The 25,805-nt window shown below is 43.7% G+C and carries 24 protein-coding genes; 7 read left to right on the forward strand and 17 right to left on the reverse strand.

What is annotated here, in order from left to right; all coding sequences use genetic code 11:
* Nucleotides 1-13: 13 nt before the first annotated feature.
* From NCI00_RS14435 to NCI00_RS14445, 3 genes are all read right to left on the reverse strand, one after another.
* Nucleotides 14-622 carry a phosphatase PAP2 family protein gene (locus NCI00_RS14435; RefSeq protein WP_253528667.1) on the reverse strand — a complete coding sequence of 203 codons (609 nt, stop codon included), beginning with the start codon at nucleotides 620-622 and terminating at the stop codon, nucleotides 14-16.
* A gap of 25 nt (nucleotides 623-647) precedes the next feature.
* Complete coding sequence (locus tag NCI00_RS14440; protein WP_310586775.1) at nucleotides 648-1,376, reverse strand: sulfite exporter TauE/SafE family protein; 729 nt, start codon at nucleotides 1,374-1,376, stop codon at nucleotides 648-650.
* Nucleotides 1,377-1,441: 65 nt separating this feature from the next.
* On the reverse strand, nucleotides 1,442-2,311 hold the full coding sequence (locus NCI00_RS14445; protein ID WP_253528669.1) for a DUF58 domain-containing protein: 870 nt from the start codon (nucleotides 2,309-2,311) through the stop codon (nucleotides 1,442-1,444).
* A 44-nt stretch (nucleotides 2,312-2,355) separates the two neighbouring features.
* Here NCI00_RS14445 and NCI00_RS14450 point away from each other — a divergent pair, with 44 nt between their 5' ends.
* Both NCI00_RS14450 and NCI00_RS14455 read left to right on the forward strand, forming a co-directional pair.
* Nucleotides 2,356-2,715: a DUF4296 domain-containing protein gene (locus tag NCI00_RS14450; protein WP_253528670.1), complete on the forward strand. Its 360-nt coding sequence runs from the start codon at nucleotides 2,356-2,358 to the stop codon at nucleotides 2,713-2,715.
* A gap of 1 nt (nucleotide 2,716) precedes the next feature.
* Nucleotides 2,717-3,265 carry a hypothetical protein gene (locus NCI00_RS14455; RefSeq protein ID WP_253528671.1) on the forward strand — a complete coding sequence of 183 codons (549 nt, stop codon included), beginning with the start codon at nucleotides 2,717-2,719 and terminating at the stop codon, nucleotides 3,263-3,265.
* An 80-nt stretch (nucleotides 3,266-3,345) separates the two neighbouring features.
* Here the strand turns inward: NCI00_RS14455 and NCI00_RS14460 are convergent, their stop codons facing one another.
* The gene (locus tag NCI00_RS14460; protein ID WP_114067930.1) at nucleotides 3,346-3,738 is read right to left on the reverse strand and encodes an ExbD/TolR family protein; all 393 of its coding nucleotides are present in this window, start codon (nucleotides 3,736-3,738) and stop codon (nucleotides 3,346-3,348) included.
* A gap of 30 nt (nucleotides 3,739-3,768) precedes the next feature.
* Nucleotides 3,769-4,458, reverse strand: a complete 690-nt coding sequence (locus NCI00_RS14465) for a MotA/TolQ/ExbB proton channel family protein (RefSeq protein ID WP_114067931.1) — start codon at nucleotides 4,456-4,458, stop codon at nucleotides 3,769-3,771.
* Nucleotides 4,459-4,675: 217 nt separating this feature from the next.
* On the opposite strand from NCI00_RS14465, the gene NCI00_RS14470 reads away from it, so the two are divergent.
* On the forward strand, nucleotides 4,676-5,434 hold the full coding sequence (locus tag NCI00_RS14470) for an NUDIX hydrolase (protein WP_114067932.1): 759 nt from the start codon (nucleotides 4,676-4,678) through the stop codon (nucleotides 5,432-5,434).
* A gap of 3 nt (nucleotides 5,435-5,437) precedes the next feature.
* Here NCI00_RS14470 and NCI00_RS14475 read toward each other — a convergent pair whose 3' ends face one another.
* A complete protein-coding gene (locus tag NCI00_RS14475; protein ID WP_114464089.1) occupies nucleotides 5,438-5,929 on the reverse strand; it encodes a hypothetical protein in 492 nt (163 codons plus the stop codon).
* 104 nt (nucleotides 5,930-6,033) lie between these two features.
* Here NCI00_RS14475 and ggt point away from each other — a divergent pair, with 104 nt between their 5' ends.
* Together ggt and NCI00_RS14485 are read left to right on the forward strand one after the other, a co-directional pair.
* The gene (ggt, locus tag NCI00_RS14480; RefSeq protein WP_253528672.1) at nucleotides 6,034-7,791 is read left to right on the forward strand and encodes a gamma-glutamyltransferase; all 1,758 of its coding nucleotides are present in this window, start codon (nucleotides 6,034-6,036) and stop codon (nucleotides 7,789-7,791) included.
* Between the two features lie 9 nt (nucleotides 7,792-7,800).
* Nucleotides 7,801-8,562, forward strand: coding sequence for an alpha/beta fold hydrolase (locus NCI00_RS14485; protein WP_253528673.1), 762 nt, complete (start codon nucleotides 7,801-7,803; stop codon nucleotides 8,560-8,562).
* 41 nt (nucleotides 8,563-8,603) lie between these two features.
* Here NCI00_RS14485 and NCI00_RS14490 read toward each other — a convergent pair whose 3' ends face one another.
* The 11 genes from NCI00_RS14490 to NCI00_RS14545 form a co-directional block, all read right to left on the reverse strand.
* Nucleotides 8,604-9,266 (reverse strand): TVP38/TMEM64 family protein, encoded by a 663-nt coding sequence (locus NCI00_RS14490; RefSeq protein WP_253528674.1) that lies wholly within the window; start codon nucleotides 9,264-9,266, stop codon nucleotides 8,604-8,606.
* A gap of 75 nt (nucleotides 9,267-9,341) precedes the next feature.
* Nucleotides 9,342-10,469 (reverse strand): DNA polymerase III subunit beta, encoded by a 1,128-nt coding sequence (dnaN, locus tag NCI00_RS14495; RefSeq protein WP_114067936.1) that lies wholly within the window; start codon nucleotides 10,467-10,469, stop codon nucleotides 9,342-9,344.
* A 56-nt stretch (nucleotides 10,470-10,525) separates the two neighbouring features.
* The gene (gene aroC, locus NCI00_RS14500) at nucleotides 10,526-11,608 is read right to left on the reverse strand and encodes a chorismate synthase (RefSeq protein WP_166556513.1); all 1,083 of its coding nucleotides are present in this window, start codon (nucleotides 11,606-11,608) and stop codon (nucleotides 10,526-10,528) included.
* Nucleotides 11,608-13,023 carry a BatD family protein gene (locus tag NCI00_RS14505; RefSeq protein ID WP_253528675.1) on the reverse strand — a complete coding sequence of 472 codons (1,416 nt, stop codon included), beginning with the start codon at nucleotides 13,021-13,023 and terminating at the stop codon, nucleotides 11,608-11,610. Before NCI00_RS14505 ends, aroC begins: the two co-directional genes overlap by 1 nt.
* A 387-nt stretch (nucleotides 13,024-13,410) precedes the next feature.
* Nucleotides 13,411-15,171, reverse strand: coding sequence for a tetratricopeptide repeat protein (locus NCI00_RS14515; protein WP_253528676.1), 1,761 nt, complete (start codon nucleotides 15,169-15,171; stop codon nucleotides 13,411-13,413).
* Nucleotides 15,172-15,268: 97 nt separating this feature from the next.
* A complete protein-coding gene (locus NCI00_RS14520) occupies nucleotides 15,269-16,240 on the reverse strand; it encodes a PstS family phosphate ABC transporter substrate-binding protein (RefSeq protein ID WP_256498259.1) in 972 nt (323 codons plus the stop codon).
* A 168-nt stretch (nucleotides 16,241-16,408) separates the two neighbouring features.
* Nucleotides 16,409-17,236 (reverse strand): energy transducer TonB, encoded by an 828-nt coding sequence (locus tag NCI00_RS14525; protein WP_253528680.1) that lies wholly within the window; start codon nucleotides 17,234-17,236, stop codon nucleotides 16,409-16,411.
* A 37-nt stretch (nucleotides 17,237-17,273) separates the two neighbouring features.
* Nucleotides 17,274-17,843: an ExbD/TolR family protein gene (locus NCI00_RS14530; RefSeq protein ID WP_253528682.1), complete on the reverse strand. Its 570-nt coding sequence runs from the start codon at nucleotides 17,841-17,843 to the stop codon at nucleotides 17,274-17,276.
* A 33-nt stretch (nucleotides 17,844-17,876) separates the two neighbouring features.
* Complete coding sequence (locus NCI00_RS14535) at nucleotides 17,877-18,503, reverse strand: ExbD/TolR family protein (RefSeq protein WP_166556506.1); 627 nt, start codon at nucleotides 18,501-18,503, stop codon at nucleotides 17,877-17,879.
* 104 nt (nucleotides 18,504-18,607) lie between these two features.
* Entirely contained in the window at nucleotides 18,608-19,441 is an 834-nt protein-coding gene (locus NCI00_RS14540) for a MotA/TolQ/ExbB proton channel family protein (protein WP_166556505.1), read from the reverse strand.
* Nucleotides 19,442-19,903: 462 nt separating this feature from the next.
* A complete protein-coding gene (locus NCI00_RS14545) occupies nucleotides 19,904-20,731 on the reverse strand; it encodes an SDR family oxidoreductase (RefSeq protein WP_253528684.1) in 828 nt (275 codons plus the stop codon).
* A gap of 147 nt (nucleotides 20,732-20,878) precedes the next feature.
* On the opposite strand from NCI00_RS14545, the gene NCI00_RS14550 reads away from it, so the two are divergent.
* Both NCI00_RS14550 and NCI00_RS14555 read left to right on the forward strand, forming a co-directional pair.
* A complete protein-coding gene (locus NCI00_RS14550) occupies nucleotides 20,879-23,203 on the forward strand; it encodes a T9SS type B sorting domain-containing protein (RefSeq protein ID WP_253528687.1) in 2,325 nt (774 codons plus the stop codon).
* A gap of 63 nt (nucleotides 23,204-23,266) precedes the next feature.
* Nucleotides 23,267-25,738 (forward strand): OmpA family protein, encoded by a 2,472-nt coding sequence (locus NCI00_RS14555; protein ID WP_253528689.1) that lies wholly within the window; start codon nucleotides 23,267-23,269, stop codon nucleotides 25,736-25,738.
* The last annotated feature ends 67 nt before the right edge of the window (nucleotides 25,739-25,805 follow it).

Consider the following 25,805-nt stretch of genomic DNA (forward strand, 5'->3'; position numbering starts at 1 on the left):
TGCAAATATGTTTTTAGTTGGGTGTTTTTCGCATCTTTCTGTTCAACCATTTCTGCTGAATTTTGTACGAAAGCCACGCACTTGCCGCCCCCGCGACGGCACCCGCCAAAATATCACTCGGATAATGCACGCCCAAGCGCATTCGTGAATACCCAACCGCTCCTGCCCACGCATAAGCTGGCACAATGACGTACCATTTACGATAATTGATGGCCAACGTCGTAGCCGTTGAAAACGCCACCGTGGTATGCCCCGACGGAAATGAATAGTGCGACTCTTCACCTTCTACCCGCGCCGCAAAAAGCGTAGGATGCTCAATAAAAGGCCTGTCTCTCAAGACAATTCGTTTGGTCACTTGTGTGATACCCGTCCCAATAACAAACCCGCCCAAAGCCTGCCAGCCCTGCTGTTGCAAGGTCTTATTTTTGGTTGAAAAACCCGCAATCAACAAACCCGCTGGAAGCACCAAACTCAACGGCTTAGCCGTGGATGAAATGAACTTTGCCGTACTTACATCGGTCGGTTGGATGGAGCCATACACGTCTTGCAGCAGGCGGGTATCTAAATTTTGGGCGTTTATTTTCCACGAAAATAAACACAAAAAGAGAAGGTATTTTTTCACTGACAAAACGATTGTAGGCGAGAAGTTAGGTCAAATATAGTTTTGCTACCGCAATCAACAATACCGAAGCCAAAATATAACGCAATGTTTGCAGGTTAAACTTAAAACTTCCCTGATAAGCCCCAACAAACCCACCTACCAAAGCCGCTACTAGCCAAGAAGTTAGCTGACCATTGGGTTCAAATCCTTTTTGAAACAACCCGTACAACCCCGACATGGAATTAACAAAGATAAACAAAGCCGAAACTGCGGCCGTTTCTTTCACCCGTCCCCAGCCCAACAACAAAATGACTGGACTCAAAACAATACCCCCGCCAATGCCCAGCATCCCCGACAATAGCCCAATGACCGCCCCAATTGCCAATGCACCCATCAAAGGCACAGGTTTATTTTCGGCTTTTTCCACGGGTTGAAAGAGCATCCTCGCAATGGCAATGGCCAAAGCTACGGCCAATAATTTTTTATAAAGTGAATCTGTAATCGGCAGCGTAGCACCAATGTAGGAAAGGGGAATGCTCGCAAGGGCAAAAGGCCAGAATAAATTCCACCGAAAATGCCCCGCTCGGTAATATTGAATGAACGCAACGAGAGAAACAAATACGTTGAGAATCAAAGCCGAAGATTTCATCAAAGCAGGAGAAGTACCAAAAATAGCCATCAGCGCCAAATACCCGCTCGCCCCGCCATGCCCAACGGAAGCGTACAAAAAAGCCATGATACCAATCAACAGCGGTTGCCAATACTCTTGCATCATTCAGAAATTCGTTATTCCCTCAAATATATAACGCTTTCTGATTCTTAGCAACCCATCACCCCATCCTACTTTTTGCGACGTATGCGAAAGAGTTTAACCAATGGCTCAACATAGTCTTGTTGGGAATCAATAGCTACGTAATTGATGTCGTTTTGGCGGGCAAATTGTTCGATTTTTTTTCCCACCTGCGCAAAATCCTCCCGTACCCGTTTGCGAAACCACGGAGAAGAGGCATTCACCCAAACGGTTCGGTTAGATTCAGGATCTACCATCGGAATAATGCCCAAACGCGGCAAATCAGTTTCTCGTTTGTCGAGCAAGTGCACCATGACCAAATCGTGCTTACGCGCCAAGGCCCGCAGATTGTGCTCGTAGTTTTTATCGATAAAGTCTGAAATAAAAATCACTACGCTGCGGCGTTTGAGTACGTTGAGGGTAAAAAGTATGCCTTCTGCTAAGTTGGTTTTAGAGGAGACAGGTTTGAGTTTGTACAATTCAGTAATCACCTCGTAGCCGTGTTTCATGCCGTTGGAGGGCCGAATGTATTTTTCTTTTTGGTCCGAAAAACATAGCAAACCCACATGACTTGCTTCCTGAATCGCCGATAAAGCCAGCACGCCACAGATTTCTTTGGCGGTATCCAATTTTGAATGATTGACATGACCCACTTGTTGAGAGCCGCTCACGTCTAAAATAAAAAACACCGTTTGCTCTTTCTCTTCCCTAAAAATCTTCACGAACGTTCCGTGGCCTTTGGCCGATACGTTCCAGTCGATGGTACGCACGTCGTCGCCGTATTGGTATTCGCGCAAATCCGCAAACTCTACCCCCGAGCCTTTAAAAACCGACCGAAAGCTACCGCGCATGTCGGCATTGACGGCTTTTCGAATCCGAATCTCGTACTGACGAATCTTTGTAATAAATTGCTCAATCATGCGTATTTTTGTAGCTCAGTACCTCAAAAATACAAAATTCAGTCATGATACGCCGTACCCTCCTTTATTTTTCCGTCTTTACTTTGTTACTCTATGGCTGTCAGGATGAACCCGAAATCCCTGCGGGCACCGTACCCGAAGCCAAAATGGCGCAAATTTTAACCGATATTCACATTATCGAAGCAAGAGTGAGCAGGCTAGGAATGACATCACTCGATTCTTCCACGATTGTTACTGAGTACATGAAGGCTAAGGTGTTTAAAAAATACGGTGTCGATTCGGCAACTTACAATCGTAGCTATCAATTTTATTCCACCAACCCTGTTTTTATGGAGCGTATTTATGACACCGTGGTGAAAGATTTGGAAATACGCCAAAAGAAAAAAAATTACAAAGGTTTGTAAGATGACTATTCCAGAAGAACTAAAAAAGGCCATCGTCCAAATGCCACAAAAAGAAAAAGACAAACTTCTTCTTCGATTGATTGGAAAAGACGACAACCTTGTGCAACGGCTTGAATTTGAACTTATTGAAATGGGCGACACCGTTCAGAGCCGTCGCGACGACATCAAACGACGAATTCTGAAAAGCGCCCAAATGACCCACAATACGCCCGGCTGGATGATGATGGACATGCGAAACCTGTCGGGGGATATCAGTCAACACCTAAAAATCACCAAGGATAAATACGGCGAAATTGAATTAACCATTTACCTTCTTTTAACTTTTTTTGAACAGCAGTCTTCGCTCCTCCTGACTCATAACAGCAAAAGCGATTCTTGCGCCGAATACATTGCCAAGCGAACCGACAGCGTGCTGAAAAAGTTGGCAAAATTTAACCCAGATTACTACGTAGATTTTGAAAGAGACATGCAACAACTGCTGAAGTATGTTCACAGCCATTGTCCCAAAAACTACGCCCGCCAATTAGATATTCCCAAAAATTGGCCATAAAAAAGGAGCTTGTGAGATTCACAAGCTCCTTTTTTTATAATTCAACTAAAAGATAATCAAGTCTTTATTAGTCTTCAAGGCTATTTCTTCACCGCCATCACCATCTTAATATCAAGCTTGGCTCCTACCGCCAGCACGTCTATTAAATCTTGTACGGAAATACTTTGGTCTACCTGAAGAATGATTGTCTTTTCCTCAACTCCCGCAAAAGTAGACGCTAAAACACTTTCCAGCTGCTCTTTAGGCAATGGCTCACGGTCAAGAAAATAATTTTTTTCTGCATCTACCGAGAGGGTAGTCTGCTTTTTCTGCATTTGTTGGGTAGCCGATGCCTTTGGGAGCATCAACTTAATCACATTGGGGTTCACCATCGTCGAAATAATCAGGAAGAACAACATCAAGAAGAACATGATGTCGTTCAGCGATTGGGTGAACACTTCGGGGGCGAATCTGGCTTTACGGCGGATTTTCATAGTTTAGTCATTTCGGTCATGCATTATCTATCATGAACGACTCGTAATGGGTTTCTGTAAAACGTCAATAAAATCAAACGCCCCGGCCTGAAGTTTTAGCGCAATGCGGTCAATCTTCATGTTCAACAAGTGATAGCCCATATACGCAACCAAACCCACAATCAGACCCGCGCCAGAAGTCACCATTTTCTCGTACATCCCGCTCGCAATGGTGCTGATGTCAAAATCATTGGACAACGAAATGCTATAAAAGATGTTAATAATCCCTGAGATTGTTCCTACGAAACCCAACATCGGCGCAATACCCGCAATCACCCCAAGGTAGGCAAGGTTGCTTTCCATGCGTGAAATTTCAATATGGCTGGCGTTTTCGATGGTACTTTCAATGTCTTTGATGGAATAGCCAATACGCCCAACGGCTTTTTCAAAAATTCGTCCCGCGGCAGAGCGTTGATTACGACACAATGATTCGGCAGATTTGATATTTCCTTGCTGCACAAAATCTTTCATGTTATCAATAAAACTCTCTTCGAGTTTGCCGTTGGAATTGATGGCCAACCAACGTTCAAAAATCAAAAAAAGCGTCAGGAAGAACATAATCAGGAGGGGAATCATCACCCAGCCTCCTTTTAATAATAAATCGAATAACGAGATTCCTTGGGCAGAAGTAGCAGAGGTAGCTACGGAGTCAACGGCAGTTTGCGCTTGGAGTAAAATCATTACTGGTTTGGTTTTTGCTGTGTCAAAAACGGAATGGATTAAAGGAATATTGTTTATAAGGGCCAAATATACGAATTTCTAACCGTTACGGTCAAAAATACCTGTTGAGATACACGACAAGTAGAAACGACATTATAAACGAAAAATGTGGTAACACATTGGTATTTTTCATCTTCTATTGCCTTTTTTGTTCAATATAAAAAAAACCACATTAAGGATGAGCGAACCTTCGACCATCAATCAAAAAAACAGGCCGTTTGTTCGTTTTACCGGACATCCCACCCCACACTATCACAAAGAAGAAACTGGTCTACTTAACTCTGTCGACTGCGTTATTTTTGGATTTTACGGCACCGAACTCCATCTTTTATTGCACCGTTTTCCCTACGAACCCTTGGTTGGACATTGGGCGCTTTTGGGTGGTTTTGTGCATCCCGAAGAAAGCATCGACGACGCAGCGCGCAAAACCGTGGTAAAACTTACGGGCCTTCAGGATGTGTACATGGAGCAGGTATATACGTTTGGAGATGTGTATCGGGTTCCTACCGACCGGGTCATCACTACCTGCTACTACGCCCTTATCGAAGTAGAACCCACCCTCAATCAACTCTCCCACGAATACGGTGCTACGTGGCAACCGATTTCGAAGGTACTTCAGTTGGAATTGGTGTATGACCACTTTACGATGTTTGAGAAAGCCCTGGAACAGCTCCGCCGAAAAGTGCGCTACCAACCCATTGGCTTTGAACTTTTGCCCGAAAAATTCACCATGTTGGAGTTGCGAAATCTGTACGAATCCATTCTAGGACGTCCGCTCGACAAGCGTAATTTCAGCAAAAAAATCCTAAACATGAATTTGTTGGTCAAACTCAAAGAAAAGCAAAAAGGCACGTCACGACGAGGAGCGTATTTTTTTCAGTTTGACGAAAAACGTTACCAAGAGCTAGTCTCCAAAGGATTTTTGTTTGAAATATAAACGCTAACGAAACAGGTTACCCCAATTATCAGACATATCGTTTGTTTTGTCAAAACCCTCAACCCACTCAAGAAATAGCAGTCGAAACTCCTCGATGGCGTCGCGAAGCACTTGAAGATAACGCACGTCTTTAAAACCAAGCATTTTCAAGCCCGAAGTCTGAGCCAGCAGGTTGCGCGCATGGATTTTGATTAATACCGCATTTTCCATACGCAGGCTGTACAAATCTCCCCCTTCTGCCCCCGCAATTTTGGCACAAATGATGCTCGCATCTTCAAACAACATACTGCGGTAATGAGCGATAAACGCATCATCGTCGTCAATTAATTCGACGAGCGAATCCACAATATCGAAAATCTCCCGCGCTTTTTTCATAATCGGCAGATTGTCTACCCGCTCATTTTCCCGCTGAAATTCTCGCCTCGATTCTTCCGAATTGAAATCCTCTTCGTTAAATCCAAAATCCTCGTCATCGTCATCGTCAAAATTATCCATGTTGGTCATGATTTTATGGGCTGCAATTTCTAAAACTTTTGTTATGGAAGCAAAATGAAAGACTTTTTGTAAATTGAAAGCGTAAACTTTCCAATGCCCACTTTATGAACAAATTTTTCATCAACGTACTGGCCGTATGTATCGGCTTTTCTGCTTTTGGTCAAGAAGTAAAAGAAAACAAAGGTTTTTACCAGTTTCTCACCGACGACCCCAACCAAAAACCATTTTATTCAGACCGTCAGGGAGTTATTGCTTCCAATGGCATGGTCGCTACGGCTCATCCAGAAGCCTCACGAGTGGGAACCGAAATTTTAAAAAAGGGAGGCTCCGCTGCCGATGCGGCCGTGGCCGTTCAGTTTGCATTGGCGGTGGTACACCCCTCAGCAGGTAACATTGGCGGGGGCGGCTTTTTTGTCTATCGTTCCAAAAAAGGCAAAAACTACACCCTTGATTTTCGCGAAAAAGCGCCCATCCAAGGCCATAAAGACATGTATTTGGATGCCCAAGGCAACGTAATCCCTGGATTAAGCATGACGGGCCACCTCGCAAGCGGGGTTCCGGGCTCGGTAGACGGCATGGTGCAAATCCACGAAAAATTCTCAAAACTTTCTTGGGCTACCTTACTACAACCCGCCATTGATTTGGCGGAAAAGGGCGTCATTCTTACCACCAAAGAAGCGACTGGTCTCAACCGCATCAAAGGTGATTTGTTAAAAATCAACGCCGACACCACGTATTTTCGGCGCAAGGATGGCCGCGATTGGCAAGCGGGTGATACCCTCATCCAAGCAGATTTGGGGAAAACGTTACGGCGTATTCAGGAACACGGCAGGGCGGGTTTTTATGAAGGTGAAACGGCAGATTTGCTCGTGGCCGAAATGCAGCGTGGCAAAGGTTTTATTTCGGCCGAAGACTTAAAGCAATACCGAGCCGTTTGGCGTAAGCCACTCGTTGGCAAGTACAAAGACTACAAACTTATTACGATGCCGCCCGTTTCGAGTGGTGGCGTGGCTTTATTGCAATTGATGAAACTGGTTGAACCTTATCCTCTCAAACGTTGGGGTTGGCATTCAGACTCTACCGTTCAGGTCATGATTGAGGCCGAGCGTCGCGTTTATGCCGACCGTGCCAAGTTTTTGGGCGACCCTGATTTTGTGAAAGTACCCATCAAACAACTCATCGCTTCCAACTACCTGAAAAATCGCTGGAAAGATTTTGATTTTGCCAAAGCAACCGATAGCAAGGCCATCAAAGGCGGTGATATTTCGGGTTATGAAAGCATGGAAACGACACATTTTTCGATTGTAGACCGCGAAGGCAATGCTGTTTCGGTGACGACAACCCTCAACGGAGGCTACGGCAGCCGCGTGATTGTCAAAGGAGCGGGCTTTTTTATGAACAATGAAATGGACGATTTCAGCATCAAACCAGGCGTTCCTAACATGTTTGGATTGATTGGCAACAAAGCCAACGCCATTGCTCCTGGCAAACGAATGTTATCCTCCATGACCCCCACGATTCTCGAAAAAGATAAAAAATTATACATGGTTGTCGGAACGCCCGGCGGGTCAACCATCATCACGTCGGTCTTTCAAACCATCCTAAACGTGGTAGAGCACGGCATGACCATGCAACAGGCCGTAAATGCGTATAAATTTCACCATCAGTGGCTTCCCGATAAAACCACTTTTGAAAACGGTGCTTTTACGGAAGGCGTTCTGCAACGATTGCTCTCAAAATCATACATTCTTGAAATGCAACGCAATACCATCGGACGCATGGACTGCATTTTGGTGCTGCCCGACGGTCGTCTCGAAGGTGGCTCTGACCCCCGAGGTGACGATACGAGTGTTGGCTACTAAATCCTTCAAATGCGCCTCCATTATCAAACCTATGGCGAAGGCCCACGGCCTCTTTTGGCATTTCATGGCATTGGACAAGACCATCGCTGTTTTTTGCCCTTGGTCAATGTCTTGAAGAAACAGTACACATTTTACCTTTTTGATTTACCATTTCACGGAAAAAGCCCCGCCATGGACACCGAAAAACTGTCCATGGCGGAGTGGCAAGACACCCTAGAGGTCTTTTTGGCCGAAAATCACCTGCAAACTTTTTCGATTGTCGGGTTCAGCATGGGAGGAAAATTTGCCTTGGCTACGCTACAGCTATTCCCCAACCAGATTATCTCCTGCTGGCTGTTGGCTCCCGATGGAATTACCGAAAGCCCGTGGTATCGGTTGGCTACGCGATTTTGGCTAACAAAAAAACTCTTTAAATTCGTTGTTGGGAATGTCGAGCACTTTAAGAAGTTGGCTTACCCATTTCAGAAATTAGGATTGGTGGAGAAGAGCGCGGTAAAATTTGCCCAGTCCACGCTTGCCACTGCCACCCAGCGCGAGCGCATTTACCGCTCATGGGTAGGTTTTAGCACCATCCAGCCTGATATTCCCGCAGTAGCAAGTATCATTCTCAAATATAAAATTGATTTAAAGCTATTTTTAGGGCGGTTTGATGCGGTATTACCCGCTTCTTATGTGCAGCCTTTAATGAAACGCCTGCCAAATTCAGCGCCAATTATTCTTAAAACGGGGCATCACCGTTTGATTGAAAAAGTAGCGGAGTGGTTTGTTTAAAACCCTACTTTTACGACTCAAAGCCCGTAAACATTTTAAGGCTACCGCTTCACAAATACTCGGGTAAGGCCAATCACAGAGACAATCACTAGAATGATCACTACCACCCGGCTGGTTATATTTTCGTTGGGATTTTCAATCAATTGACGTAATCCTTTTGCTTCAAGTCCGACCCAAACTGCCAACGCCGTACGTGGAATCATGCCAAGGAAACCGCCCAAAATGACGTTGGAAAAGCGTATTTTCAATAGCGAAAATATAAGATTGGTCAATGCGAACGGAACAACAGGGGAGAGTTTGGTAAAAAAAACGAATTGTAATTCATCTTTCTGAATACGATTCAGCATCGAAACTACCCGCGGGAAATGCGAAAGATAACGCAGTAGCATCTCACCATTCAAACGTTTGGTGATCTCGTACACGAGGGCAATGGCCGCGAGATTGAGCAAAATCAACGGAACCAATGCCCACCATCCCAGAAAATACCCAAAAGCAAAAGCCAGCAAAGTAGGCGGAATCAATGCCAATGCACACGCCAATGCACATACAACGCACACAATTACCCAATCTTGTAGATTAAAACGCTCAATAAGCGCTTCATTTCTGATAATCCAAGCCCCTAATATCGAACTCGTGATGAAGGGTAATACCGTTAAAAAAAAAGCCGAGAGACTCGGCAGTAAAGGTGTTTTTTGCGTCGACATGGCCCGTAAGCTACTGAAAAGTTGAAGGTTAGAAAGCCCCGGTGTTTTCTAACCTTCAACTTTTATCCTTATTGATTAAGCATAGGTATTCAACATCACTGGCATGACCAGCATCAGAATATCCTCATCATCTTCTTTTTCTAACGGTACCACAAGCCCTGCACGGTTAGGTGCCGACAACTCAAATGACAACGTACTTGTGTCTAAGTTATTCAGCATTTCAATTAAAAACTTGGCGTTGAATCCAATCTCCATTTCATCGCCATTATATTCACACAACAGGCGCTCATTGGCTTCATTAGAATAATCTAAATCTTCGGCCGAAATGACAAGTTGGTTTGGTGGTGTGAGTTTCAACCGAATTTGGTGCGTAGTCCGGTTTGAGTAAATCGAAATACGACGCAATGAATTCAGTACCTCACCCCGACTGATGGTCAACACGTTTGGATTATTAGTGGGAATCGCGTTTTCATAGTCAGGAAAGCGCTCGTCAATCAACCGGCAAATCATGCGAATATTGGCAAAACTAAAAAAGGCGTTGGCTTGGCTGAACTCGGCTTTGACGGGTACGCTCTCCGAGGGGAGCGAAGTCTTCAACAGATTCAACGCTTTCCGTGGAATAATCATGGTAGTATCGACCAACGACTTGACATCATATCGACGATATCGAATGAGCCGGTGGCCGTCGGTAGCCACAAACGTGGCGTAATCAGCGCCGAGTTGCAAAAACACCCCTGTCATGGCAGGACGCAACTCGTCGGTACTGGTCGCAAATAGCGTATTGGCAATGGCATTTGAAAGGGCATGAGACGATAACTCAACCGAGAACGCCCGATTGACCGAAGGTATCTTCGGAAAGTCGATGGGGTTCTCTCCCGAAAGTTTATAACGGCCATTGTCAGAGATAATTTCAATGCCAAAGGTATCACCGTCTATGTTGAGCGTAATCGGCTGCTCTGGCAAGCCGCGCAGGGTATCTAAAAGCAGTTTGGCGGGAATCGCAATCGCTCCTTTATCAGATGACTCCACTGGCAATTCTGTTACCATCACCGTCTGTAAATCAGATGCTGTAACAGTAAGCAGGTTGTTATCTAGCTGAAACAGAAAATTTTCAAGAATAGGAACAATCGGATTGGTGGAAACGACGCCGTTAATCGCTGCGAGTTGTTTAAGCAAAACCGACGACGATACAGTAAATTTCATAGCTAGGAAAATATTTATTTATTAACAAATTTAGCAAAGATACGGCTAAAGTCAAACTATTTATGCCGGATTGTCCTATCTCTCAGGTAGAAATCTACCAAGACCAGCGCGGCCATTGCTTCCACGATTGGGACGGCTCTTGGCAACACGCACGGGTCGTGCCTTCCCTTGCCCTGTACCAAAATTTTCTCCCCTTCACGGTTGACACTTTCTTGCTCCTGCATGATGGTCGCTACGGGCTTAAAAGCCACGTTAAAGAAAATATCTTCACCGTTGGAAATTCCGCCCTGAATCCCTCCTGAATGATTGGTACGGGTACGTACTCTGCCGTCCTCGTCGGTATAAAAAGCATCGTTGTGTTCAGAACCTAGCAATTCCACACCCGCAAACCCACTTCCGTATTCAAATCCTTTGACAGCATTGATACTGAGCATTGCTTTCCCAAGCTCCGCATGAAGTTTATCAAATACAGGCTCACCCCATCCTACTGGAACGCCTTTAAGTACGCAGCTTACAATACCGCCGATGGAATCGCCTTCCTTACGAATAGCGTCAATGTAGTCAAACATTGATTGCGCCATCACTGGATCGGGGCAGCGAACGGCGTTAGAGTCAGTCAGCGATAGGTCAAGTTCGTGATATTCTTTATCCAATTTCAACTTTCCAACCTGCGAAACATACCCCTGCACCGTTACACCGAGGTCAGCAAGTACTAATTTTGCCAAGGCTCCCGCAGCCACCCTGGCCGCCGTTTCGCGGGCAGAACTGCGCCCTCCTCCCCGATAATCCCGAACACCATACTTGGTTTGATAGGTAAAGTCCGCGTGTGACGGCCGATATTGATCAGCAATGTGTGAATAATCCTTGCTGCGCTGGTCTTCGTTCCAAATCACCATCGAGATGGGGGTACCCGTTGTTTTTTCTTCAAACACCCCTGATAAAACCTGCACCGTATCAGCCTCGCGGCGTTGGGTTGTAATGCGCGATTGGCCAGGTTTGCGACGATCTAATTCCTGCTGAATAAACGCCAAATCAAACGTTACGCCCGCAGGGCATCCTTCTACCACTACCCCAATGGCCGCGCCGTGTGATTCGCCGAAGGTGGCTATTTTAAATATTTTTCCGTACGTACTGCTCATTATTTTCTAAACATAAAAATCATTACAATCAACATTATTACAATTAAGATGTTGGCAATATTGCGAATAATGGTCTGGTAATCAACCACTGGTTTCATACTGTCCCATTGCTCTATACCCGTATAAACCGACTCGGCATCCGAAGTCAACAATTGCGTATTCTGAACATTTTCTCCAACAATCGTCAGATTCAGCGTTGAACGCAGCGTATCGTATTTTTGCTTCTGAGGGTTAAAATAGACCCAAAATACCAAATTGTTTAACGAATAATTACCACTTTGTTTTGGAATCACCTGATACTGAAACGTTTTTGCACCAGCAATCCTGTTTTTTTGTCGCACTATGTTATTTTCTATATCAGGCGGGTATACATCAAATAATGCCATATTCGTAAATGTTGGTTCACGAACAGATTGAATATTCCCTTCGCCCACTATGCTAAAATTATACCGATAACTATTTCCAGTCTTAAGTTGGCTGCTGTTAATTTTTTCTTCTAATCTAAAATTCCCAACGATGACCTGATTTCGTAGCGGGTGAGGCGGAAGACTCATTACTTCAATCGTGAGCGGTTTAGAGGTATAGGTTTTTAATTCTATCACATCTTTTCCTTCTTCCGACTTTGTTATCATTTTCATCATCCAACCCACAGATGGAAGTCTAATAGATTGGTTATTTAGAGGAAAAAAGGAAGCCTGATAAATCCGATACTCAGTAAATCGTTTTCCATTAATAGTTATCGGAATATCAGGAATTTCCTGAATACCGAAATTCTCTTCCCAACAATTAGCGGGCTTGAGTAGTTTGAGGACTTTTTCCAGCTGCTTTTCTACTTCGTAGAAATCCATTTCTGCGGCATTGTTCTCAGAAACGAGCAAGGAAAGTCGCAAGTTAAAACCCTGTTGCACATATACCCGCTTTTTATCTACACTAACCGCCAAAAACACTCCTTGTGAAGCCTCTTTTTCCAATTCTGCACTTATTTCGGCCGATTCTTGAGAGATTTCTTCTGTTTCTTCCTCTGTGGCAGATTCAACCGTCACAGTAGTCCCTTCTGAGCGCAGGATTTGCTTATTTACTAAAATTTCAAGCGAGCCTATTGTAAAAGTCCCCGTTTTTATCGGATAATAATTCTGTGAAATGGTGTATGTCACAATCGTTTTCCCACCCACCTGATTTGTAAGGCTTGACCGCGAACTTTCTCGTTTTTGAAAATTTTTGATATTGTCAGGGAATGAAATCAATGGTACTTGTTCCAGTCCCGTTACTTTGACTGATATGGTAAAAGGCTCCTGTACGTTAATTTTGGTACCGCTAAATTCAATCTCAAAGGGGTTTTCAGGCACCTGAGATTGAGCTATGGATATAGTCCAAAAAAAAATCAAAAAAAGTATATATCTGTTTTCTTTTTTCATCGTTATATTTAATGCAAAATTAACAGACTCGTACGACATAATACCTACACCCAGTTCGTTAATTTACCAAAGGTCCATCCTCTTATCCATTTCTTTAAAATTATGAATCTACTATGGCGACTATGTTAGAGTTTATTAAGACTGTGCTTGTGAAAGTAAGTTTTGACAAAAAGCTGTTTGAAAAAGAGTTACGAAAGGCGCTGAAGGTGCTATTGCCCGAAGATGTAAAACGGCTTAAAACGTGGTGTTATGAACATTTTAATGAAAAATACCACGTTGTATTAAATCAGTATTTTAGTAGACAACAATTGGCTCTTTAATTTTTTAAGCGCCACAAAAAAGCCCCTCGTGAATCGACACGAGAGGCTTTTTTTTATGCATAATGTTTTATGCTTTTTTCTTCACTGGAGGCTTAGCTGCGGGTTGAGCAGGCTGCTCTGGTGCTGGCGGGTTCAGGAAGTCATTCGCTACTTTATTGCTTGGATCAATTTCCAGCAATTTAGTAAACCATTCTTTCGCTTTGGCTTCATCCTTTAGCGTAATCACACTATATGCCCCAAGTACTTGATAAAACAGCTTGAAGTTGGCCTTTATAGCATCATCCATGGGAGCTGCCGAAGCAAGCTTGATATAGTTTTCCATGAGCGGAATCGCAATACCATTTGTCATCGCTTCTTCACGGGTGTAGGCAAAGTAATTAGCTTTTGCCCGTTGGCCGTGAGCGTATAGATAATCTGGCTTACGCTCAATCATTTTCATATACAATGAATCTGCTGCCAAGAAATAGTTGCGCTTTTTCTCACGCAATGCAAGAGAGTCAGGTCCCGAAGCAAAGGTTCTGTTGGCAACGTTGTACAAAGGCAAAGAGAGGTTTACATAATCCTGCAAGCCTGGCGTTTTTTCACGAGCAATTACTTTCTTATAGTAAACAATCGCTTTTTCATAATCCTTAGCAGCATTATAGAACGCGGCAATTTCTTTGTAACCGTTATCAACGGTGTCCATTTCTGCTGCTTTCTCCAAATTCGCCACGGCGGCAGCGGTATCCGCTGGAGAAATACGCAACATCGCATTTCCAAGGTAGCGATAATCGTTATCAATTGCTTTTTGTGGTGCCTGTTTCAAAAACTTATTCAGGTTTTCGATGGCTTTCTCATATTGATTTTCTTTATACGCGGCCCATCCCATCATACGATACAACACATCGCTGGTGCGGCCACTGCTCATTACTTTCGCAATTTTCGAGTTTACTTTTGAGAACTCTTCCGCTACGAAGTTAAACTGCGCACTACGCAACACTTCATCATCTGAAGCACACGCCCCAATCTTTTCTATGTAAGCATCCATGTAACGAGATGCTTGCTTATATTGACGAACGTAGAAGTACAGTTCAGCGTATTCTTTGTTGGCAGGTGCATAATTAGGGTCAACCTCAATTGCTTTTTTAAAGTTGGTTTGGGCCAATTCGTAATTGCGGCCACCCCAATAAATTTTAGCCACTTTAGCGAAAGCTTTTCCTAAGCCTGGAGTGACATTAATGGCATCTTCATAAGCCGATACCGCAGGTCCTGCTTCGCCTTTAATGTAAAATGCATCTCCCTTGGCCATGTAAACTTCCTGATTTTTATCTCCGCCTTTCAGCATCAATGCAATCGCAATATCAGCTAATTCGACCGCCTTGGCTGGGTCAGTGGTCTTGTAGATAGGTTTCATTGAATCTATCACCACATAGCCAGTGTACGCTTCGCTGATACGTTGCAGTACATTTACATTCTTGTTTTTGGTTGCCTTCAGCACTTCGGCAAAAATCGTTTGGGCGCCTGTACGGTCACCTTGGGCCAAAGCAACAGCTCCCATTCCTACCTTATTGAGGTTTTCTTTGCTCTTGGGGTCTGCGGCTAAGCCTTTTTCAAATGCAGCTTTTGCGAGATCAGGCTGCTTGGTGCGGAGGTAGTAGTAGCCTAAGTAGAACTGGTTGTCGGCAGAAGGGGTGGCAGTGGCCAACTTCTCAAATGTTTCTTTCGCCAAACAAGCCTGGTTGCCGTCCAATTGCTTTAGACCGGTGGCGATGTCTTGAGCAGAAGTCTGACTGTAGACAAACGCACTTGCTGCAAACGCTACCAACCACGATTTGAATCTAATGTTCATCTTTCAGTAGGTTGAAAATGGAGGTGATATAAAAAAAGTTTAAATGACTCAAACAACGGGTAACAAAACTATGAAATTGTTAGATAACCGAAAAATTTTATATTTCTTTCTTTAAAATTACTTCCCGATTAAATGGTTTTGCGGGCCAAAGACCGCACTTTTCAATAACTAAACTCCCTACATCCCGCATAATATAATTGACCAATCCACTCCCTAAGCCCGAGTGCATCTCACGACTTATAACGTACACTTTCCGATGCAGCGGATATCTTCTCCACTTTAAATCATCTTGAAAAGGCTGATAATAGTCTTCTTTGGCAGGATTGGGTTTTTCAGCCACTCCCATTACGCGCAGCCCTTGCGAAAGTTCGGCCGTAAGTGGCGCCTCTCCGTCGCTTATCCAACTTACCCCAATAAACCCTAAAGCATTGGGGTGTTGCTTTACATATTCTATGACTTTTTTGTTGGAACCTGCCGAAAAAATATTAAGTCCTTTCACATCCGACAGTCCAAATTTTTTCATGATAAAATTAAGATTACTCGAATTGGCATTGTCAAATACCAGAACAATATCTTCCGCATGACTAGCACTTCCAAGCTGTGCCCATGTTTTAACTGTTCCTTTAAATATACCTGATATTTGCTCTAGCGTAATCAGTGTATCGGGATTAGAACGATTTATTAACAAAGCCACCCCATCCGTGGCAATGTGTTGAGGATTGTATTTTATTCCTTTAGACTTAAAAACTTTCTGTTCTTCGGACGTGAACTCACGGGTCACAAATGCCAGGCGAGCGCTGTCTTTCAACATAAAAGCAGCCGCTTGATGTTCAGGGAGATACCGAACATCAAAATGCGTTTCTGGAAAGGTATGCTCATAAGCCTGATACACCTGATCAAGCATGGGTTGGAGAGACTCATCCGCAGTAATAGTAACCCGGCCGTGAGACGTTGAATCTTCTGGCCTCTTGCAGGAAACTGCCCAAAGTACAGAAAGTATAAATAATGAGGCTCTAAACATCTTCATTTTGGTACTGAACATATCCACGATAAAATCGATATCCACCATACACAACCAGCATTCCCCCAAATAGGTACCTGATTAATCCGGAAGGTAACATCCCAAAAGTAGCAGAGGAGGCCACCAAAAAGAGGCCTCCTCCGAAATATGCCAGCCCTATACTCATCGAAAGTATCGACGAAAGTTGCCGGTAAAATGGTTTACGCTTCATGCTACTTATTCCAATACAAAACTGATTGGTAAGTTGTATTTTACCCGCACGTTACGGCCAGACTGTTTTCCTGGCTTCCATTTAGGCATACCTTTTACAACTCGCATAGCTTCTTCGTCGCAGCCGAATCCCAAACCTTTGAGTACTGCAATATCCTGAATACTACCATCCGTATTTACAACGAATGTTAAAAATACTCTTCCAGATACGTTAGCACGAGAAGCAGCAGCAGGGTATTTGAGCGTTTTCTGCAAATACTGCCCTAATGCAGCCATCCCACCTGGGAATTCTGGGTTTTGCTCTACGACTTGGAAAACTTGTTCTTCAACAGGAGCGGCTTCCACAACTTTTACCTCTTCTTTTACAGGAGCGGTTTCTTCAGGGGCGATAATTGCCTCTTGGGCATTCTCATCACCTTCCTGTGTTTTGTCAGCAACTACTGCTTTTTCGAGTTCTTCCACCACTGGCGGTGGCGTTTCTTCTGGTACTTCTTCATCTTTCTTCACTTCAGGAGGAAGAAATTTGATGGTAGCCACTTTGGGCACCTCAATTGGCGGAGGTGGCGGCGGAGGTGGCTCGTTAGGGTCGATTGGCGGTGGCGGAATCTTCATCAAGTCAATTTCCGACATGAATTGTTCTTCTTCTTTCTGCGGAATCAGACTGATGAGGGCCGGAGAAAGCATTGCCAGTACAAACAGACCGATACCAATAAACATGGATTTAGTCAGCGTTGGACGGTATACTTTTCTCAGGTCATACGCACCATACGCTTTATTGCGGTTCTCGAAGATAATATCATCAAGGGTCACCGCGGATGCTTTATTTTCAGCCATTGCGTTTGGTTATTTTTTTTAATAAAATAAAATACAATTATTCTGCTTTGTCTCCTAAAAGTTCTTTCTCAGCAGTCGTAAGTGCATCTACGAGGGCGTAACGTTTACTTCTAGTTACCGCCATCTCATCCAGAGCGTCTACCATATTTTTGTAGGTACTACTCTTTAAAGGCTTAATAACGACTACAAATTGACTTAAGCCTTTATCATCTTTTCCATGTTCACGGTCTACCTGTGCTTGTGATTGAAAAATCAACGTGCGCAAATCAGGACCGAAAGAGACTTTCTTCAAGTCGGTTTTGGCTTTGTCGTCGTCAGCCGCAATCCGATCAAGTGCCCATACGGTATTGTCTTTACCCAAAAACAAAGTCAATACTTTGGAAGCTTTTAGAGGCTCTGTTTCTTGAGGAGTGTCTTTGTTTTGCTTATCAGGCACCGCCAATGACATCGAAGAAGGCTTGCTGAGCGTAGTAGCCAAGATGAAGAACGTAATGAGCAGGAAGCCCAAGTCCACCATCGGGGTCATATCTACGCGTGTAGAGGCTTTTTTACTGCGGACTTTCTTATCACCGTGTCCGCCACCACCACCTTGTGCTATATCTGCCATTTCTTAAAAGAGTTTTAATAGTGGTTTGGTTAATTATTCTGCTTTCCAGCCAGCGGGGGGGGCCTCCGTTCCTGTAATCAAGTTAAACTTGTTGATGTTTTGTGCTTGTAGTGAGCCCATTACATCTTTAAATACAGCAAACTTAGAAACGTTATCACCTTTGATAGCGATACGAAGTTGGGGATTGGCACGGCGTGCCTGATAAATCCACTTAGCCAACTCGTTTTGTGCGGTTGAATCAGTTGGAATACCCGGTTGTGGTACATCCTTCATTTTATCAGGATTAGTCACACCTACGTTAAGCCACTGAGGTAAAGAACGGATTGGAACACCAAAGTTAGCTTGAAGAGAAAATACTTTTTTCTGTTTATCAGTAAATTGTACTCCTTCCGTTTGGGTGATATTATCCAGCATGGCAAGGCGCGTCTGCTGATTATCCACTCCAAAATAAACTTTTCCGTCTTTGCCTATGCTAATAATCATAATGTCCTTATCGGGAACTTTGATAGCCGATATAGACGAGGGCGTTTCGATGGTTGCCGCATCTTGTGCTTTGAACTGAGCCGTCAAGATAAAGAAGGTCAGCAGCAGAAAGGCTACGTCACACATCGCCGTCATGTCCATCATCGGATAATTCCGCTTGGGTTTTAGAGCAGGCATATTACTTTCGTTTTAAATTGACAATACAAATGTAGAACACGAACAAATACAAAGCAAATATTTATATATAATTTTTTTATATATAACATTTGCCCTGCCAACTCTTAGTTATGAGCTGAGAAATTTTGCTGGATGCTCAAACCGATTTCGTCAATTTTGTAAGTCAACGTATCAATACGGCTTGTAAAGTAGCTGTACATGATTGTAGCAATAGCCGCAGTACCGATACCGAGAGCCGTGTTTACAAGTGCTTCCGAGATACCTGTTGCAAGAGCACCAGTATCAGGAGCACCAGTGTTACCCATAGCGGCAAACGCACGAATCATACCCAATACCGTTCCAAGAAGAGCCGTCAAGGTAGAAACAGAAGCCAAGGTTGCGATAATGGTCAAGTTTTTCTCAAGCATAGGCAACTCAAGGCTGGTTGCTTCTTCAACTTCTTTCTGAAGAGCCGCCAATTTTTGATCTTTTGTCAGTTCGGTTTCTGTACGAAGTTCGATAAACTTGTGAAGCGCTGTTTTTACAACGTTACCAACTGAACCTTTTTGTTTGTCACACTCTTTGATAGCCGCTTCAATTTCATTTTTGTCAAGAAGGCTTTTCACTTTGCGAACAAACTCATCAATTGAACCTGAACCATTGGCACGGCCAAGAATAAAGAAACGCTCAATTGAGAAAACTAATACCGTTAAGAAACAGGTAAACAACAATGGTACGATAGGTCCCCCTTCATAAACGATACCGAAATAATCGCCAGATTTTGGTCCTTTTTCGTGGTCTCCATCTACAAAGTGACTAGGGTCACCGCAGATATACTGATAAACGAGGTAAGCGATAACCAACAATACAGGAATGACCAGAATGGGGTTAAGACCACCAGCTGATTTTTTGGGAGCGGCCGCCTTGGCCGGTGCGGGAGATGTAGCCTTCTTTTCCATCAGACTTACTTTTAGGGTTTAATTGAAAAATAGTTTAAGTGTTTGCGCTGTAAAGAAAACGAAAATTTTAAACGGTTAATGCTTTAACCAAGAAAATTTTTGTTGGTGATTTCTTAAAATACTTATAAAAAATGCGGTACAAAGCTATAAGATTTCAGAAAAAAAACTGTCAATCTGATGGTTAGTTTTTTTAAACTTTTTTAAAATCTTTCTCTTTCAACCATCCATTAAACAAAAGATTTCATCTTTCTAAGTACGTTTTACCAATTGCCTCCTCCAACGTAACTGCTGTATTATCAAGCAAAATACTTAGTTTGACAATAATATCAGGTACAATTTCAAAAGCTTATTCCAAAGTAATTGGAAATCATATTTTACTCTATTTAAATTTCCTTCCTCACCAAAAAAACCAGAAAAGTTCCTTTGAGGGCCAAACCCAACAGGAGGCTTTACTAGTTTAAATTAAATAAAAAAATCTGGCAACAGTTCACTGTCATTCACTTCTGTGTACTTGTACTTGTCGAAATTTGTGATTCCACTTTCACGCAAAACTTCTTCATCAATGAAAAAATTGCCTGTACACTCGCGGCTGTGTTTGGTCAAGATTTCATAGGCTGCATCAGCCATAATTTCTGGTTTCCGACATCTTTGAATGGACTGTTCGCCGCCCAAAAGATTACGAACTGCGGCCGTTGCGATGGCGGTTTTGGGCCACAATGCATTGAAAGCCACGCCTTGTTTTCGAAACTCTGCCGCCATCCCCAAGACACACATGCTCATACCGAATTTGGCCATGGTATAGGCTACATGAGGAGCAAACCAACGAGCCTCCATATTGAGCGGCGGCGATAGGTTCAGTACATGGGGATTGTCTGCTTTGAGTAGATAGGGCAAACAGGCTTTACTCGTAAGAAATGTACCTCGGGTGTTGATTTGATGCATTAAATCATACCGCTTCATGTCAGTCATTAGGGTGGGAGTTAACTGAATAGCGCTGGCGTTATTGACCAAAATATCAATTCCACCAAAAACCTTTACGGCTTCTTCTACCGCATCGTATACCTGTTGCTCTTCTCGAACATCCACGATTAAGGGCAAGGCTTTGCCGCCGGCAGCCTCAATTTCCGCCGCTGCCGTGTAGATGGTCCCAGGCAACTTGGGGTGGGGTTCGGTCGTTTTGGCCGCAATGACGACATTGGCCCCCTCCTGCGCCAAACGCAGTCCAATTGCTAATCCAATACCTCGGCTGGCGCCCGTAATAAAGGCCGTTTTTCCTTGAAAATGGTTCATGTTTCCGTAAATAGTAAGGGTTTTAACGCAATTATGAAAGTACTATTGGCACGATTTATGATTTAAGTTTAAACAATGTTTACACGAAGGTAAGTGACCTCAATTATAGAAAAAATATAATTCTAGATTGAGTCTAAAAATCAAAGTATGAAATTACGCTCGGCATCATATCTGGTTGTAATAGCTGTCCTGTTTAGTTACCACTCCTCCGCAACCGCGCAGGAAAACTGTGATAATTTAGCCGCGCCTACTATCAGTTGTCAAAAACAAGTCAGTTGTGCAGGGCAACCGGTAGTGTTAAAGGCTACGGGATGCGATGGAACTGTTGAATGGTCAACTAAAAAGACGGGAGCAACCCTCACTGTTTATCCGACTCAAACCACGACATTCCAAGCGGTGTGCCTAAAAGGAGCATGTAAAAGCAAAGCCTCAAATGAGCTAGCCATTACGGTCTCCACCCCCGCTACTCCAGTTGTTGAGGCTACAAAAACCAAACTCTGTTTCGGCGATTCTGTTAAATTAACCACGAAAGGATGCGCTGGTGAGGTGATTTGGTCTAATGGAATGGTGGGGAAAGAAATTATTATTTATCCAGTAGCAACTACTAAATACACCGCTACATGTCGTACCGAAGGATGCGTCAGTTGTTTTGCGGATGATATCATTATTGCGGTTATGGGAGGTGAACCTTTAAGGTTAAAGGCATCTCAACCTACTATTTGTGAAGGACAAAGCACTATTTTATCGGCCACCGGCAACTGTGCAGGGCAAATAAAATGGTCAACAACGGAAACGGGGAGCGCCATTACGGTCAAACCCAACCATACCCCTGAATACTGGGCCCGTTGCGAAACAGACGGATGCGAGCCCGTCAAAAGTACCCTCATTATCCAAGTTGCACCTCCCAAACCACCCGTCTTAACATCCACTAAAAGTGCCGTTTGCGTTGGTGAAAGTCTCACAATTACGGCCGAAGGCTGTTCGGGAATCGTCAAATGGAACACGAAAATGGAAGGGCAAACCATCACTGTCTCTCCAACCGAAACAACAACATATTCAGCCGTTTGTGAGCAAGGCACCTGCCAAAGCAATTTCTCTTCTCCTATTATAATATATACCAAAGGGTCAATTCCTGCCAAACCACTGACCGTACCAAAATTGAGGAATGAATGCCCTTATACAACTGTTGATTTATCTTCGGCTATTACAGTAAAAGCAGTGACAGGGGTTTACCATGAGGCCCATACTGGCGATTCTCCCACTTCGCCTTTGGTCGCAGAAGTAGGAGCCATTGCCGAAAGTCGGACCTTCTACTTGTTTGCTCGAAGCAAAGAAGGTTGTTACAGTGAAGCAACCCCTGTCAAAACAATAATCAATGCCTGTCAAAATGCCTTGCCACTTTGCAGTACAAACCCTGCAACGGCCGCAATTGCCAAAGCCGAGCTAACGACAGCCGGCAATTATTCACTGGAAGGCAAAATTGGGGGCATCGCTGCTACTGGCCAATGGAAAACCAACGGCACGGGGGTCTTCAATACGTCGGTTGGGCTATCGGTGATTTACACTCCGTCCCCAGAAGACCGTCAGGCAGGAAAGGTATCCATTCATTTTTCTAGCGACGACCCTGATGGCGAAGGCCCCTGTAAAGCAGGTGTGGATGTAAAAGAATTGGAAATTAAGGCGGTGCCATCGTCCACCAAAGAAATTATCGGCGTCAATAAATTAGTAAAAGGATGGTCACAACTTTCGGCACAACTGTTTGAAATTGAGTACGCTATTCAAATTGTCAACATGGGCAATAATGAACTTAAGCGAGTTGAACTCATAGACAGCTTAGATAAAGTTTTCAAAAATGGCCCAATTATTGTGGGAAAACCAATAGTAAAGGCCGTTGACTTTGTTTCAGCATTTACCATTGACACCGCTTACACAGGGCAAAATGGTCATTACAACCTCTTGACGCCCGATTCAGGCTCTCTGTTGTCAGGGCAAACTTATAGCGTAACCATCAAAACCGTTATCAATACTGCCAATGCAAAAGATAGTTTGTTTTACAATACCGCTTATGTAAGGGCACAGGATGTCAATGGGAATTTTTGTGCCGACAAATCGACCAACGGAAATTGGCCTGACCTTAATCAAAATGAAGACCCAACCGACGATTCAGTGCCTACCGTTGTGGCGCTAAATACCTTAAAAGATGCAGGACTTGACTTATTTTTTCCCGAAGGATTTTCGCCCAATTCAGATGGCATCAACGATTTTTTTGTCGTAAAAAAACCAATCGGCCTGACCGCCTTGCTGGAAGTTTATAACCGATGGGGTGGCCTAGTGTACCGAAACGAAGATTATAAAAACGATTGGAACGGGGGTATTGATTCCCAAAATAATATCCCTACTGGTACTTATTTCTATATTATAAGACTAAGCGACGGACGGGAATTTTCGAAATTTTTAACAATAAATCGCTAAAACCCGTACGTTAAAACAATATCTCAATTAGCTGATATGCAAGGGACTTAAAAGCATATACCCATGATGATTAAACTTAAATATCTTTGTTTGGCACTACTTTTCTCCGCCGTTACACTGGCACAAACTCCCGGGAGAGAATCGTTATTACAGCAAGCCAACCGGCACTTCGACACCCAAGCTTATGCCAAAGCAGTAGCTCTATATCAGGAGATACTGAGTCAAAATCTATTACCTATTCCCCAGCGCCAACAAGTATTATTGAACTTAGCTTCATCTTACTTCAACCTAGGAGACCACGTAAAATCGGAAGAGTTTTATAAAACCATCCTCAGCGAAGGCTCCCTTAGTGAGTTGCCAGCATCCCACTATCTAAATTTTGCAAAAGCGCTTGCCAATAATGGTAAAATGCAGGAATCCGAAAAATATTACGACCTCTATCAAAACCGTAAATTGGCTGAAACTCAAAGAAGTCAGGGAGCAGAAAACTATACCAAGAAGCGCATAACGTATCGTCTTGACTACCTTTCCATCAATACCTCCAACGCCGAGTTCAGTCCCATGTATTACAAAGATGGATTAGTGTTTGTTTCGGGGAAAGCCGCAGGGGCAGTTTCTTCAGAATCTACCGAAAAAGGATATTTAGATTTGTTTTTTGTCAACAAAGAAAGTGAAATCAAATCCTTGACTACGCTGAATGCCGATGGAACCGAAGTTGAAATAAAAGATGCACGCCAGATACCCACTCCCACTCAGCCAAGAAAGCTTGGCAGTGACTCGTACACAAAAAGTACTTCCAATGATTCCCGTACCCTTGGCTCTTACAGCGGCTATGGCTTGAATGACGAATCAACCAGAGGGCAAAAGTCAACGGCTAAATCAGGAAAGGCAGTCCCGTTTAGTAAGGAACTGAATACAAGGTTTCACGAAGGTCCAGTCACGTTTTCGGCCGACGGCTCCCAAATAATTTTTACGCGAAATAACTTTAACGAAGGCCAAAAAGGAGTAAGCGACGATAATAGTATTAAACTCAAACTCTACAGTGCGCAGTGGGGAAATGGCGACTGGACCAATGTGCAGGAGCTCCCCTTCAACAGCAACGATTATTCTACCGCTCATCCTTCGTTGAGCAAAGATGGCTCGCTACTATATTTTGTCTCAGATATGCCCCAAGGAATGGGAGGCAAAGATATCTACGTGTCGAGGTATAATAATGGACAGTGGTCGACCCCTATTAATTTAGGAAAAGAGCTAAATACAAAACAGGATGAAGTCTTTCCTTTTGTCGACGCCCGTGGAAACCTGTATTTCTCAACCGCTGGCCGCAAAGGAGGCTACGGTGGTCTGGATTTATACTATGCAATACTGAGTAAAGACGGTACAAAAGTCATTGAAGTGATTCATTTAGATGCGCCTATCAACTCCAAAGCCGACGATTTTGGGCTCATCACTGATGCATCCCGAACGACAGGTTATTTAAGCAGTAATCGCCGCGAAGGAGATGACGATATTTATCGCTTCACGCGTGAGAGTTCCCTTTATGAATGTCGTGAATTGCTTGTACGGGTCTTTGATAACCAAACCCAACAGCCTCTCGACAGTGCCACCATCACCATTAAATCAAAATCAGAAAGCCCAGAAGCCGACAAACCGTTGCAGACAGACGCCAACGGTTGGGCTCATTTATGCCTCGCCTCCAACAACGATTTTATCTTTAATATTTCTAAAAATGGTTATTTGGACAACACAATCGGTTTTTCGACCCGCTATTTGACCGACGATAAACCAACACGTTTAGAGCTCGGCATGGAGATTTTCACGGCAAGCAATATTATCTCTTCGACTACTACCGAAACTGGACCAAACAAGACACCAATCGGTGACGACGTTTCTGAATTAAAGCACTCTCGGGTAAGGGGAATCGTCCGCACCGAAACCGACCGGCAGCCCATCGAGGGGGTTTTGGTCAAGCTACGAAACGAATGTGATAAAAAAATATACGAATCTATTACTGGCCCCGACGGTCGTTATGACTTTGAGATTGCGGAGGGATGTGATTATACTTTGATTTATTCCAAAGATACCTACGGAACAAATACGGTTAAAATCAACCGAGTTCCCAAAAAAGCGGAGCCCAAAGTGCTCTCCAAAGATATTGGCCTTTTGAAAAAGGGCGATATTGTCAAACTTGACAATATTTATTACGACCAAGGCAAAGACGGAATTCGTCCAGATGCGGCTCGTGAATTGGAGAAGGTAGTTGCTACGATGAAACGTTATCCTTCTCTCCAAGCCGAAATCCTCTCCCATACCGACAGTCGGGGCGATGCCAACTTCAATCGGGTACTTTCTCAAAAAAGAGCGCAAGCGGTTGTAGATTACATGGTTTCGAAAGGCATTAGCCGAAATCGCCTTAAACCCACAGGAATGGGCGAGAGCACTCCTGTCAATGGTTGCGTAGATGGCGTTATTTGTACGGAAGCTGAGTACCAGAGAAATCGACGCACTGAATTTAAAGTACTAGAAATCAGATAAATAAATGTTTTTAACTTAAAAAGAGGGCCCCTGATTAGGACCCTCTTTTTCTTTTTTATTGAGCGTA

The organism is Runella salmonicolor (assembly GCF_024158025.1).
Taxonomy (GTDB): Bacteria; Bacteroidota; Bacteroidia; order Cytophagales; family Spirosomataceae; genus Runella; species Runella salmonicolor.